Origin of the sequence: Ornithinibacillus halophilus (assembly GCF_900129485.1) — a bacterium.
Lineage (GTDB): Bacteria > Bacillota > Bacilli > Bacillales > Amphibacillaceae > Ornithinibacillus > Ornithinibacillus halophilus.
The window spans coordinates 178,205-191,710 of record NZ_FQVW01000001.1 but is presented as its reverse complement, the minus strand read 5'-3'; the positions used below and the strand labels follow the sequence as shown (position 1 = coordinate 191,710).

Here is a 13,506-nt window from a genome sequence, read left to right as displayed (position 1 = left end):
GCGTAGAAGAACTAATAAAAATTAGGCTAATATACACTTAGTATATAGCCCAACTTTTTACGTATTTATGAAGTTTTTTCTTCAGATACTTGCGAGACTAAAACCGTTCTCGGTTTACTACCTTCATACGGACCTACTATTCCCCTATCTTCCATTGCATCTATCAATCTTGCTGCTCTAGTGTAACCAATACGAAATCTCCGTTGCAACATAGAAACACTTGCACTTTGCATTTCTAGTACTAATTCTACAGCATCATTATACAGCTCATCATCTACTTCTGATGTAACTTCAGGATTATCGTCTGGAATCATTTCCTCTTGGTATGAGGCTTTCTGCTGTTCTATACAATGATCCACAATTCGTTCGACTTCTTCATCAGATAGAAACGCACCTTGTACACGTGTTGGTTTTGATGTGCCGACTGGCATAAATAACATATCCCCACGACCTAGTAATTTCTCCGCTCCACCAGAATCAAGTATCGTCCTTGAGTCTGTTGTTGAAGAAACACTAAATGCGATACGGGAAGGAATATTAGCTTTAATAACACCTGTAATAACATCAACAGATGGTCGTTGTGTTGCAATTATTAGATGAATTCCTGCTGCTCTCGCCATTTGTGCTAATCTAGTAATCGAATCTTCAACATCATTAGATGCAACCATCATTAAATCAGCTAATTCGTCTACTAATACCACAATATATGGTAGGTTTGGTTGTGTCTCAGACTCTTCTACTGTTTGATTATATTTTCGAACATACTCATTATATCCCTCGATATTTCTAGTACCTGTATCAGAGAACAATTCGTATCTTCTCTCCATTTCAGCAACTACTTTTTTCAACGCTTGCGAAGCTTTTTTAGGATCCGTTACAACCGGTGCTAGTAAATGAGGTATACCATTGTAAACATTCAATTCTACTTTTTTAGGATCAATCATCATCATTTTTACTTCATGTGGCTTAGCGCGCATTAATATTGACGTGATTATCCCATTCACACACACACTTTTACCACTACCAGTTGCACCGGCAATTAATAAGTGAGGCATTTTATTCAGTTCCGATACAACTGCATCCCCTGATATATCTCTACCTAATGCAAATAATAGTTTAGAAGTTTGGTTCGACAACGTATTGTCTAGTACCTCTCTCAAGGATACCATTGCTACTTCTTTATTTGGCACCTCAATCCCAACAGCAGATTTCCCTGGAATGGGTGCTTCAATTCTAATATCTTTTGCAGCTAGAGCTAAGGCCAAATCATCATGTAAACTAACAATCTTACTAACTTTAACACCTGCTTCAGGATATACTTCATACTTCGTTACCGCAGGACCTACATTAACTTTTGTAACCCTTGCTTTGACACCAAAACTATGAAAAGTTCTTTCTAATTTTCTAACTGTTGCCTGAATTTGCGATTTTTCTTGTTGTTGGGAATTTACTGCAGGTTCAGCTAGTAAACTAGGAGATGGCAACGTATAATCATAGTTTTCCGGCTCAGTCATAGGCAAATTCTCAAGAATTTCTCCCGTTTCTTCATCAGCAATTGGAGGTTCTTCTGTTTCAGTTTTACTTTTTTCATTCTTATTTGATTCATCAAAAGCATAAGTAACATCTGGAAACTCTTCCATTTCTTGGGTTTCAGGTTCTGAGTCAATTTGTTCATTATCGATTAAATCAGTGATTGGAATATCTACAGCTTCCTCTTGTTTTTGTTTCCGTTTTTCTTTCCATTTATTGATGTATAGAGCAAGTCGTTCTTTAATTTTGTTATAATATTTTGCAAAGAAGTCACCTAATGAAAATTCTGTGATAAAGATAGAACCAACTATTAATGAAAAGATACTTACGATCTTGGCACCAGCCAATGAGAATAAATAATAACAGAAGGCAAATATGAAAGCCCCTACTAGTCCACCACCTAATTGTCCAATAGAACCATCGCCTTCAACATACAAGAAGAATTGGTCCCATGTGGTTCTTAAGATAGATGTGTCTGCCGATGTTCTTAGAATAGCTTCTAGAGTTTGAATATGAGTTACTAAAAGCAATCCACCTAGTACGATGTAAAAACCAATTAACTTCTTATGTAGAAAGTTAGGATATTTTCTTTTAATAACTAAATAAATACCTGTTACTAATAAAAAGATAGAGGCAACAAAATACCAAATTCCAAAGAAAAATTTAAATAGATGCTCTAATCCACCTGGAATCGCACCATCACTTATAGCACTTGCACCACTACCAAAAATGGCAAGAAATATAAATAACAATCCTATTAATTCAAACTTGACTTGTGTTTTTAATTTACTTTTTCGCTTACGTTTTCTTTTTTTAGCCATGATCTCACCCCAATAATAGAAAAAACAATATGTATAAGTATAAGATGCTAAACCCTCGCCTAATTGTGGCAAGGGTTTAGCATATGAAGTCTTATTCTAGTATAACACAGATAACCTATTATCTAACGAAAAAATACTTGTCTCTATTATGTTATTTAATAATATTTCCAGGAGTATAACTCATGTCTAAAAAGTCTTTCGGATCAGTAGAAAGCAACTGTAATATACGATACTCACCATTTTCTGTTTGTTCAACATAACACGACTTCCCGTTATAAGATACACATTGTCTATTGGTATAATCCGTCTCATTAGTAGGAAAGACGTCATTTTCAGATAAAGGAGTATACAAAATCATTGTATAACCTCCTGTTGATTACCTCTTTGATTATTAATTAATTCATTCACCTTTTCCATGGCTTCTTTAACACCACCAACTGCATCAATTAAACCATACTCTACAGCATCTGTTCCTACAACGTTGGTCCCAATATCACGAGTTAAATTACCTTTAGCAAACATTAAATCCTTGAATTTTTCTTCTTTAATATTTGAATGGTTAACAACAAAATTGATAACTCTGTCCTGCATTTTATCTAAATATTCAAATGTTTGTGGAACTCCTATTACTAAACCTGTTAACCTGACAGGGTGAATCGTCATTGTTGCTGTTGGTACGATAAAGCTATAATCAGCAGAAACCGCTATAGGTACGCCAATTGAGTGGCCTCCTCCTAAAACGATGGAAACGGTTGGTTTGGAGATAGATGAAATCATTTCTGATAATGCCAAACCAGCTTCTACATCTCCACCTACAGTATTTAATAAAATCACTAGACCTTCAATTTTGGGGTTTTGTTCAATTGCTACTAATTGTGGCAGTAAATGCTCATACTTTGTTGTTTTATTCTGTGGTGGTAATTGTATATGTCCCTCTACTTGTCCAACTATCGACAAAACGTGAATATTTGAGTCGGGGGCTTGTGGAACATTGGTTTGACCTAACGCCTGTATTTTTTGAACTAATGAAGACGAGTTTGATTGTTCCTCATTAGGCTGTTGGTCATCTTTTTTTTCACTATCTTTATTCATTACGCAACACTCCTTATAACTAATACATACAGTTAGTATGTTCGAAAAGAGGTATTGCATGCATTTCATATTTAGTTATAGTTGGTTTCGTAAGTTTGCATTTTCTCCTATTTCAGCTCTCAGTAAATAAAATTCCGAACTATGTTGAATTCATAGTTCGGAACAAGTTTATAGCTATAAGGTTTTATTTACTTAAAATTAATTGTAAATCTTCTTGTTCTTCACTTGTTAAAGGTACCAGTGGAAGGCGAACTCCACCAACAGGAACACCTTGCATGTTTAAAGCTGCTTTAACAGGTGTAGGAGATGGAGCGCTAAACAATGCATTCATTTTCGGTAATAACGTACGATGAATTCGACCTGCATCTTTATTATTGCCGGCTTCATATGCTTTAATCATTTCCTGCATTTCATTACCTATAACGTGTGAGGCAACAGAAACAATCCCGTCTCCTCCGATAGATAACATCGGTAATGTTAAACCGTCGTCTCCTGAATAAACAGAAAAGTCTTCTGAAGTATTTTCTATAATTTCTGCAGCTTGATCTAAATCAGCACTTGCTTCTTTTACAGAAACAATATTATCAATCTTACTAAGCTCAATGATTGTTGAAGCAGTCATTTTTACAACAGATCTTCCCGGAATATTGTATAACATAACTGGAAGTTTCGTTTCATTAGCTATCGCTGAAAAATGTGCAATTAATCCACGTTGATTTGGCTTATTATAATACGGAGCAACAAGCATGATAGCATCAACACCAGCAGATTCTGCTTGCTTGGTTAAATCAATTGATCCATCCGTACTATTACTTCCTGTACCAGCAATTACAGGTACTCTTTTATCAACAACGTCTACCACATATTGAAATAATTTAACTTTCTCTGCAGTTGATAAAGTCGGAGATTCACCGGTAGTACCGGCAATCACTAATCCTTCCGTTCCGTTGGCGATTAGATGGTTTACTAAATTTTTTGTTGCATCGAAATCAATGTTCCCTTCTTTATCAAAAGGAGTAACCATTGCTGTTAGAATTTTTCCGAAGTTCATCTTAATTTCACCTTTCTATTACAAAATCCTGCTTAATATAGTTAACTTTACTTAATTCGAATGCATCATGCAATGAATTAACGGCTTTAAACAGGTCTTTTTCATAAATTAATACCCAAATTGTCGTAAAACTGTCCGCTGATTGTAAAATTTGAATATCTGCATCTGTTAATGATTGAACGATTTTAGAAGCTACACCAGGAATTCCGGTCATTCCTGCACCAACAACTGAAACTTTCGCACATTCTTTTAATACTTCAGGGTAAAAACCCAGTTCATTTAATATCTCAACTGCTTTTGTAGTAACATGTTGTGGAATTGTATAATTAACTTCGGTTGATGATATGTTGATGAAATCAACCGAAATCCCTGCATCAGCCATAGCTTTGAATACTTCAGATTGAAGACGATACGCTTCCTCTTTAGTTTGTATTCTAATTTGAGTCAGCTCTGACTGATGTGCAATACCAGTAACTACTCGGTCATTTAAAGGTCTTTTACGTTGATATGATTTTCCACTTGTTACTATCGTTCCACCATCTTCCTCATAGGTAGACCGAATACGAAGTGGGATTTTAGCTTGCATCGCAAACTCTACTGCTCTAGGATGAATTACTTTTGCTCCATGATAGGCGAGATGAGAAATTTCATCATAGGTGATCACGTTTAACGGTTTGGCATTCTTCACAACTCTTGGGTCAGCAGTCATTATACCGTTAACGTCTGTAAAGATTTCTACCCGTTTTGCTTGTAGAGCAACTCCGAGAGCCGTAGCGGTAGTATCACTACCACCCCTACCAATAGTAGTAATTTCGCCATCTTCTGTTTGTCCTTGAAAACCAGCAACAACAATTACATCAAAATCCTTAAATTCCTTGAATATACGGTCTTGATTTATATGGTTTATCTTTGCATGATTAAACTCGTTATTTGTCACAATTCCTGCCTGAGCGCCGGTTAAGGCCATTGAGGATATATTGTGTTTTTTTAATTCATTGGATAAGACTACTGAAGCTATTGTCTCCCCACAAGACATTAGTAAATCTAGTTCTCTTTTTGAGTTATAATTTGTCGGATAATCTACCAATTGTAAAAGTGAATCCGTTGCATAGGGTTTAGGTTTCCTACCTAACGCAGACACAACGACAACTACTTTACTATCTTTATCTTTTGTTAAGGCTTGACGAATGTGTTTAATAACATGTTTTCTACTCTCTTCACTTTGTACAGAAGTTCCACCAAATTTTTGAACAATTACCTGCACATTTCTACACCTCTACGTAAAGTCATGTTGTACTTCTTACTTTAGCCAATTATTTTTAATTAGTGACTCCGCTATTTGTACTGTATTCCACGCAGCACCTTTAAGCAGATTATCAGATACTACCCACATATGGAATCCAGTTTCTTGATCAAGGTCTTTTCTTACTCTTCCAACAAAAACTTCATCTTTATTTGATGCACTTAATGGTGTTGGGTAGGTTTGTGTAGAAGGATCGTCTTCTAACTTTACACCTTCAGCACTAGCTAATACTTCCCACACATCTTTTACTGACACATTACTCTTCTCCACCTCAACATACACACTTTCAGCATGAGAAGTGAAAAAAGGAAGTCTTACACAAGTTGCTGCAACTGATAGTTCTGGTGCATGCATTATTTTTTTCGTTTCATTAATCATTTTCATTTCTTCAAACGTATACCCATTTTCTTGGAACATATCGATTTGTGGTAGTGCATTAAAAGCAATTGGGTAATGATTTTTATCCCCTTTTACAGGAAGAATCTCAGCGTTCAACTCTTGCTTATTAAGGTATTGTTCTGATTGTTTTTCTAATTCCTCCACTGCCTGATTCCCTGCACCTGATACTGCTTGATATGTTGATACAATAACTCTAGACAATCCGAAAGCTTCCTGAATTGGCTTTAAAGCAGCAACCATTTGAATCGTAGAACAGTTCGGGTTGGCAATTATACCTTTATGATTTTTAATATCTTCTTCATTTACTTCAGGCACAACTAGAGGTACATTTTCATCCATACGATAAGCACTTGTATTGTCAATTACAACTGCGCCATGCTTAACAGCTGACGGAGCAAATCGTTTTGATACTCCTCCACCAGCTGAGAATAAAGCAATATCTATATCTTTAAAACTATCATCTGTTGCCTCTTCCACTATTATCTCTTGATTTTTAAAGTGTACTTTTTTTCCTGCAGAACGTTTTGAAGAAAGAAGTTTAAGTGATTCAATAGGTAGATTCTTTTCTTCTAATTTCTGTATAATTTTTTGACCTACTGCCCCTGTTGCTCCAACAACGGCAAAATTGTATTTTCTGTTTTCAGCCATGGTAATGTTCTCCCTTCAAGCCTTTGTCAATTCTTAGCAGTAATTTTATAGATTATTTGAGAAAAACTATATTTTCTTTCTACTAAGAATATATTTTACCATAACTTAATCTGTATGAGGAACAATTACGGGCTGAAGTTGTTCCCCTTTTATTGCTGAATCCACAGTATCAGGCAGTAAATCCATTTTTGCAACTAAAGAATTAGGCTTTTTATAAGGATCATCTTGGCCATAAGGAATAAAGTACATAAATTTACTTGCCATTAAACGCATTAAATTAACCCCATTTAAGCCAAGGGCATCATTTGTTGAAATACCTAATACTACCGGATTCCGATTTCGCATTGTAGCTTTTGCAGCCATAAGCGGCGGACTGTCTGTTAATGCATTGGCAAGCTTGCTTAGAGAATTACCAGTTAATGGGGCAAGAACCATACAGTCTAAAGGATATTTGGGTCCTAGAGGTTCTGCTTCTTGCATCGTTGAAATGACTCTTTTTCCTGTGATTGCTTCAATTTTCTCTATATGATCTTCTGCTTTCCCAAACTTTGTGTCTGTATTCCTGACAGTGTAAGACACAATCGGTACCACCTCGGCACCTAGATCCATCAACTTTTGTAATTGTGGAAATACGTCGTCATACGTACAATGTGACCCAGTAAATCCAAAACCTATTCTTTTTCCCTCTAAACTCATACGTTAGGACTCCTTTCTCTCTTGTAAGATTTGCGAAATAACGTCAGCCAATATTTTACCTGCTGTTTTTGGAGCAACAATGCCCGGTAGGCTGCGTGCTAAAATGGCTTTTATTGCTCTTTGTTTTGCATATTTAAAATCTGTTCCACCAGGTTTTGACGCTAAATCAATAATTATTGCATGAGATGGGAGCTGTTGTATGGAGTCTTTTTTAATAATGGGTGCTGGAATTGTGTTAATTAACATATCACAATCACTTGTGTAATCAGCAATTTTTTCTAATGGTACAGCTTTAAATCCCATTTCTGTTATTCTAGCTAAATCTCGAATACTTCTTGCCGCAACGGAAACTTTTGCACCAAGTGCTTGAAATTTATTTGCAACAGTCATCCCCACTCTACCAAATCCAGTAACCAATACACGTGAACCGTGAATTGTGAAATCTGTATGCTCAATAGCCATCATAATTGTTCCTTCAGCAGTAGGAATTGAATTATAAATTGCTACATCATCGCGATTCAGTAAGGGAATTAACGTCTTATTAGTTTCTTCTGTCACATTGGTTAACGTTTCATTAGTTATTCCAGTAAAAATAACAACTTCTTCTTTTAATTTCATAAACCATTCTTTAGTTATGACAACTGTTTGGTCAGAGAAGACCGTCTCGACTTTTCCTTGATGGTCCATACCCGTTATCGGTAAAATTACTACATCCAATTTTTCGGGTTCTAATTCTGAAAAGTCCATTTGCTTTAAACCCGTAAAACCTTGCTCGAGCTTATCATAGCCAACTAGCATTATGTCAGTTGTTGAGATTCCTTTTAACTGCCGTATTAACTCTAAATATCTTGCATCTCCACCTATTACAGCAATTTTTTGACTCATTGTTGTGAACACCCTCCAAACAACTTCATTCAATGATGACTTAGCTTCTAAATAGAAGTAACATACATCAGCATTTCTCTTATAGCTTATGTGGAACTAGGCACTTAGTGAATATTTGTTATAAAAAAAACAAAAAAAGGCTGGTATCCCTACTGATACCAACCTTCACAACGTACTGTTTTTCAGTTAATCATTAATCATGATCATATCTTCACCAATTTTCGATATCGAACTCCATCTAATTCTTGCTTCTGCTCCATCTTTTACTAAACCAAACCATTTGTAATTAGGTAAAATAAACGAGTGTATCTGACCTGTCACTTCATCAATTTCTAAATCTGTCTGACCTAAAATACCTAATCGAGCTCCTTTATTTACGTTAACAATTTCCTTTCCACTCATATCTTTATACCTCACACTATTCCCTCCATCCATGTCGTACCTAGTACATGTATATGCAGAAAAAATAGAGCTATGTTTTCAACTCTTATATTTTACTTTTCTGATTAAAGAAGCTAACAACTCTTGAGGTGATTATACTCAATAATTGTTAGCTTATGAATTCCTATTGTTTTGGCGCTATTAGAGCTGTAGATGGTTTTGTGTTAAAGGTCCTATTCATTACATCTTGAATCGATTGATGATTCACTGCATCTATTTCTTGAATCATCTCATCAAGTGTACGATGACGTTTTAATAACAATTCGTTTTTACCGTTACGACTCATGCGACTATTTGTACTTTCCAAGCTCAACATTAAATTTCCTTTTAGTTGTTCTTTACTATTTTTCAATTCTTTATCTGATAGTCCTTGATCAGTGAATTTATCAACTGTATCATTAATTGTTTGCTGTAATTGATCTAATTGTTCTTTACCAGTACCAGCATAGATGGTTAATAATCCATTGTCTAAGAATGATGAGTGATAAGAGAATACAGAGTATGCTAGTCCTTGTTTTTCTCGTACGTCTTGGAATAATCGTGAACTCATGCTTCCACCAAGTACATTATTCAAAATAACGAGGCTATATATTTGTTCATCTCCAACTGGTAGCCCATTATAGCCAATACATAAGTGGGCTTGTTCTGTGTCTTTGTTTCTTTCAATGCTATCAGCAAGAAATGTTGGCTTATCTATCTTCGTACTTTGATTATTAGAAGAATATGTACCGAAATAGCTTTCTACTTTCGTAATAAATGATTCATCCACGTTACCTGCAACAGAAACGACAACATTTTCTGGAGTATAACGGGAATCAATATAGGTTCTTAATGTCTCTGGTTTAAAAGTTTTTAGATGGTCTTCTGTCCCTAATATAGGATATCCTAAAGGATGATTCCCATATGATGCCCTTGCTAGAATATCATGTACAATATCATCAGGTGTATCTTCATACATCTTTATTTCCTCATATACAACTTTCTTCTCTCTTTCCATTTCATTAGGATCAAAAGAAGAATTGAAAAACATGTCGGCTAAAATGTCTAAAGCATAATCTTTATGGGTGTCTAACACTTTAGCATAATAGCAAGTATATTCTTTTGAAGTAAATGCATTGACTTGACCACCGATGGAATCGAATGCTTCAGCGATTTCAATGGCAGACCTAGTACTAGTTCCTTTAAAGAACATATGCTCCAAAAAGTGTGATATTCCATTATTTTCTTCATTCTCATTTCTAGAACCAGTTAAAACCCAAATTCCAATAGTAACAGATCGAACGGCTGGAATATTCTCTAGCACGATCCTCAGTCCATTTTTACTAGTATGTTTTTGTATCAAAGTACTGCCTCCTATATCATTCTTACAGATTAACGTTTTTCATCCAGTAATTGTTCAATACTCCCTAATTTATAACCCTGGTTTCTAATTTCCTCAATTAAGTTTGGAAGTCCATTAACTATTGAAGAAGTTGGATGCATTAGAATAGTTGCTCCTGGATGAATTTTCCTTGTTACTCGGTTCATCATAACACTTACAGATGGATTCTTCCAATCAATCGTATCAACCGTCCACAAAATAGTTTCCATATCTAATTGATTCGCTGTTTTTACTACTTGATCTGAAAAACTTCCACTTGGAGGGGCAAACCATTTTGTTTTTTTACCAGTAATAGCTTCTAAAACATCATTTGTCTGTGTTAACTGCTTAGATATTGCAGTATTAGATAAACGGGCCATATCTGGATGATTATATGCATGATTACCAATAGTATGCCCCTGTTCGTTTATCATTTTCACATAGTTTGCATTTTCCTTTGCCCATTTCCCTTCAATAAAAAACGTAGCTTTTACGTTGTTCTTTTTTAATATAGTTAATATATCAGGTATAAATTCCCCACCCCATGACACATTGATTAAAAATGAAACCATTTTCTTTTCAGGATGGCCTCGATAAATAGGTGAAGCTGGGAGGTCTTCCAAACTGACTTTAGGTGGTACTTGTTTATATACTAAAAGTGATTCACTAAATTCCCCTTGTTTTTTCATCTTGTTATAGGATTTCTCTATATCTACTTGTAATCCATTTAGTCCCGGAGTTTTATGCCATACTTCATCTATAAAAGCATCTTGAGGCTCTACTTCATACTTTGACTTTTTTGTTTCAATCTCTTTATATAATGAATCATTGATATTCATAACACTTACTGATTTTAATGATTCAACGTCATTAGTCGTAAATACATTGTAGCTTGGGTTATACGTTAGTAATACGATAAAAGCAAATACGATTAGATTGATAAAATTTTTGTATCGAGACATATAATTTCCCTCCTTCTAAAGCATGTATATGTATTAGAAGGACAAGATATGTTGAATCATTTTTTTGGCAAATAAAAAAGAAACTGGGTTTCCAGCTTCTTCTCTGTACTAAGAATTCATTTTTTCGGCTTTTTCCTTCTGCTCTTTAAGAACAGCTTTGCGTGAAAGATTTACACGGCCTTGGTTATCGATTTCTTTAACCTTAACCATAATTTTATCGCCAATCTTAACAACATCTTCTACTTTATTCGTTCTTTCCTCAGCTAGTTCAGAAATGTGAACTAATCCATCTTTTCCTTTAAATAGTTCAACAAATGCACCGAATTTCTCAATACGCTTTACGGTACCCATGTACATTTGACCAACTTCAACTTCCCGAACTAAATCTTCTATAATCGCTTTTGCTTTGTCATTCATCGAAGGATCTGTCGATGAAATAAATACTGTTCCGTCTTGTTCAATATCTATTTTAACTCCAGTTTCTTCAATAATCTTATTAATCTGTTTACCACTTGGTCCAATAACATCACGAATTTTATCCGGGTTGATTGTCATCGTCATAATCTTAGGTGCATATTGAGATAGCTCTTCTTTTGGAGCTTTAATTGTTGCTAACATTGAATCTAGAATTTGCATACGACCTTTTTTAGCTTGGTTCAGAGCTTCTTCAAGGATTTCACGTGACAATCCGTCTATTTTAATATCCATTTGAAGTGCCGTTACACCTTTTTCTGTACCAGCAACTTTAAAGTCCATATCACCTAAAGCATCTTCCATACCTTGTATATCAGTTAAGATTGTATAATCCTCACCAGATTTTACTAGTCCCATTGCTATACCAGCCACCGGTGCTTTAATTGGTACACCAGCATCCATCATAGCTAAAGTACTAGCACAAATACTTGCTTGGGAAGTAGAACCATTTGATTCTAATACTTCAGACACAAGACGAATTGTGTAAGGAAAATCTTTTTCAGATGGAACTACTTTTTCTAAAGCACGTTCCCCAAGTGCACCATGTCCAATCTCACGACGACCTGGACCTCTAATTGGGCCAGTTTCACCAACACTATATTGTGGGAAATTATAATGATGCATAAAGCGTTTAGATTCCTCTAAATCTAAACCATCTAAAATTTGGACATCTCCAAGAGCTCCTAGTGTACATACACTTAAGGCTTGCGTTTGTCCACGTGTAAACAATCCAGAACCATGTGTTCTTGGTAATACACTGATGCGTGAAGATAATGGACGAATCTCGTCATTTTTTCTTCCGTCTGGTCGAATTTTTTCTTTTGTAATTAAACGACGTACTTCTTCCTTAACCATCTTATCAAGAATTGATTTTACTTGATTCACAACTTCTGCTTCTTCTTCATCGTATGCAGCTACAACTTCTTCTTTTACTTTGCTGATTGCATCTTCTCTTGCATGCTTTTCTTTCACTTGAATAGCTGCAATTAATTTGTCTTTTGCATCTGCTTCAACTTTAGTTAGTAATTCTTCATCTAACTCAAATAATTTCACTTTCGATTTTGGCTGACCAGCAGCTTTAACAATCTCTTCTTGAAATTCAACTAATCGTTTAATTTCGTTGTGGCCAAACATAATTGCTTCTAACATATCTTGTTCTGCTACTTCATCAGCACCAGCCTCAACCATGTTAATCGCATCTTTAGTTCCTGCTACAGTAAGTTCAATATCACTTTGTTCTTCTTGCTCAATTGTTGGGTTTACAACAAATTCACCATTGACACGGCCAACATGTACTCCAGCAATCGGCTCTGCAAAAGGAATATCAGAAATACTTAATGCAATGGAAGAACCGATCATAGCTGCTATTTCTGTTGAACAGTCTTGATCAACACTCATAACAGTGCTAATAACTTGGACTTCATTACGGAATCCATCTGGGAATAATGGACGTATTGGACGGTCAATTAGACGAGAGGCTAAGATAGCTTTTTCACTTGGACGCCCTTCTCGTTTAATAAATCCTCCAGGTATTTTCCCTACTGCGTATAATCGTTCTTCATAATTGACTGTTAATGGGAAAAATGGTAAATCTTTAGGTTCTTTTGATGCAGTAGCGACAGATAATACAGATGTGTCGCCATAACGGACCATACATGCCCCGTTTGCTTGCTTCGCTAATTCTCCAATTTCAACAATAAATGGTTTACCTGCTATTTCAGTGGAGAATATTTGTTTTTCTTCTGCCATTAGTAGTAGTACTCCTTTCAAAATTTCATTGTAATCTTATTTTATAGTTTATCAGTGTGAAAGTAAATTTTATGTATACATAATAAAAGCTTTTT

12 protein-coding genes are annotated in these 13,506 nt (G+C 35.3%); all 12 read right to left on the bottom strand.

What is annotated here, in order from left to right:
- Nucleotides 1-65: 65 nt before the first annotated feature.
- Complete coding sequence (locus tag BUB12_RS00985) at nucleotides 66-2,351, bottom strand: FtsK/SpoIIIE family DNA translocase (protein ID WP_072887057.1); 2,286 nt, start codon at nucleotides 2,349-2,351, stop codon at nucleotides 66-68.
- A 151-nt stretch (nucleotides 2,352-2,502) separates the two neighbouring features.
- Nucleotides 2,503-2,709, bottom strand: coding sequence for a YlzJ-like family protein (locus BUB12_RS00980; protein ID WP_072887055.1), 207 nt, complete (start codon nucleotides 2,707-2,709; stop codon nucleotides 2,503-2,505).
- Nucleotides 2,706-3,443, bottom strand: coding sequence for a ClpP family protease (locus BUB12_RS00975; protein ID WP_072887053.1), 738 nt, complete (start codon nucleotides 3,441-3,443; stop codon nucleotides 2,706-2,708). Before BUB12_RS00975 ends, BUB12_RS00980 begins: the two co-directional genes overlap by 4 nt.
- A 184-nt stretch (nucleotides 3,444-3,627) precedes the next feature.
- A complete protein-coding gene (gene dapA, locus BUB12_RS00970) occupies nucleotides 3,628-4,494 on the bottom strand; it encodes a 4-hydroxy-tetrahydrodipicolinate synthase (protein ID WP_072887051.1) in 867 nt (288 codons plus the stop codon).
- A 7-nt stretch (nucleotides 4,495-4,501) separates the two neighbouring features.
- Nucleotides 4,502-5,758 (bottom strand): aspartate kinase, encoded by a 1,257-nt coding sequence (gene dapG / locus BUB12_RS00965; RefSeq protein WP_072887049.1) that lies wholly within the window; start codon nucleotides 5,756-5,758, stop codon nucleotides 4,502-4,504.
- Between the two features lie 36 nt (nucleotides 5,759-5,794).
- On the bottom strand, nucleotides 5,795-6,844 hold the full coding sequence (asd, locus tag BUB12_RS00960; RefSeq protein ID WP_072887047.1) for an aspartate-semialdehyde dehydrogenase: 1,050 nt from the start codon (nucleotides 6,842-6,844) through the stop codon (nucleotides 5,795-5,797).
- Between the two features lie 105 nt (nucleotides 6,845-6,949).
- A complete protein-coding gene (gene dpaB / locus BUB12_RS00955) occupies nucleotides 6,950-7,540 on the bottom strand; it encodes a dipicolinate synthase subunit B (protein ID WP_072887045.1) in 591 nt (196 codons plus the stop codon).
- A gap of 3 nt (nucleotides 7,541-7,543) precedes the next feature.
- Nucleotides 7,544-8,425, bottom strand: coding sequence for a dipicolinic acid synthetase subunit A (dpaA, locus tag BUB12_RS00950; protein WP_072887043.1), 882 nt, complete (start codon nucleotides 8,423-8,425; stop codon nucleotides 7,544-7,546).
- Nucleotides 8,426-8,611: 186 nt separating this feature from the next.
- The gene (locus tag BUB12_RS00945) at nucleotides 8,612-8,842 is read right to left on the bottom strand and encodes a YlmC/YmxH family sporulation protein (RefSeq protein ID WP_200801001.1); all 231 of its coding nucleotides are present in this window, start codon (nucleotides 8,840-8,842) and stop codon (nucleotides 8,612-8,614) included.
- 148 nt (nucleotides 8,843-8,990) lie between these two features.
- Nucleotides 8,991-10,208, bottom strand: a complete 1,218-nt coding sequence (locus BUB12_RS00940) for a M16 family metallopeptidase (protein ID WP_072887039.1) — start codon at nucleotides 10,206-10,208, stop codon at nucleotides 8,991-8,993.
- A 29-nt stretch (nucleotides 10,209-10,237) separates the two neighbouring features.
- A complete protein-coding gene (locus tag BUB12_RS00935; RefSeq protein WP_072887037.1) occupies nucleotides 10,238-11,188 on the bottom strand; it encodes a polysaccharide deacetylase family protein in 951 nt (316 codons plus the stop codon).
- A 108-nt stretch (nucleotides 11,189-11,296) separates the two neighbouring features.
- Nucleotides 11,297-13,411: a polyribonucleotide nucleotidyltransferase gene (pnp, locus tag BUB12_RS00930; protein WP_072887035.1), complete on the bottom strand. Its 2,115-nt coding sequence runs from the start codon at nucleotides 13,409-13,411 to the stop codon at nucleotides 11,297-11,299.
- Between the last annotated feature and the right edge of the window lie 95 nt (nucleotides 13,412-13,506).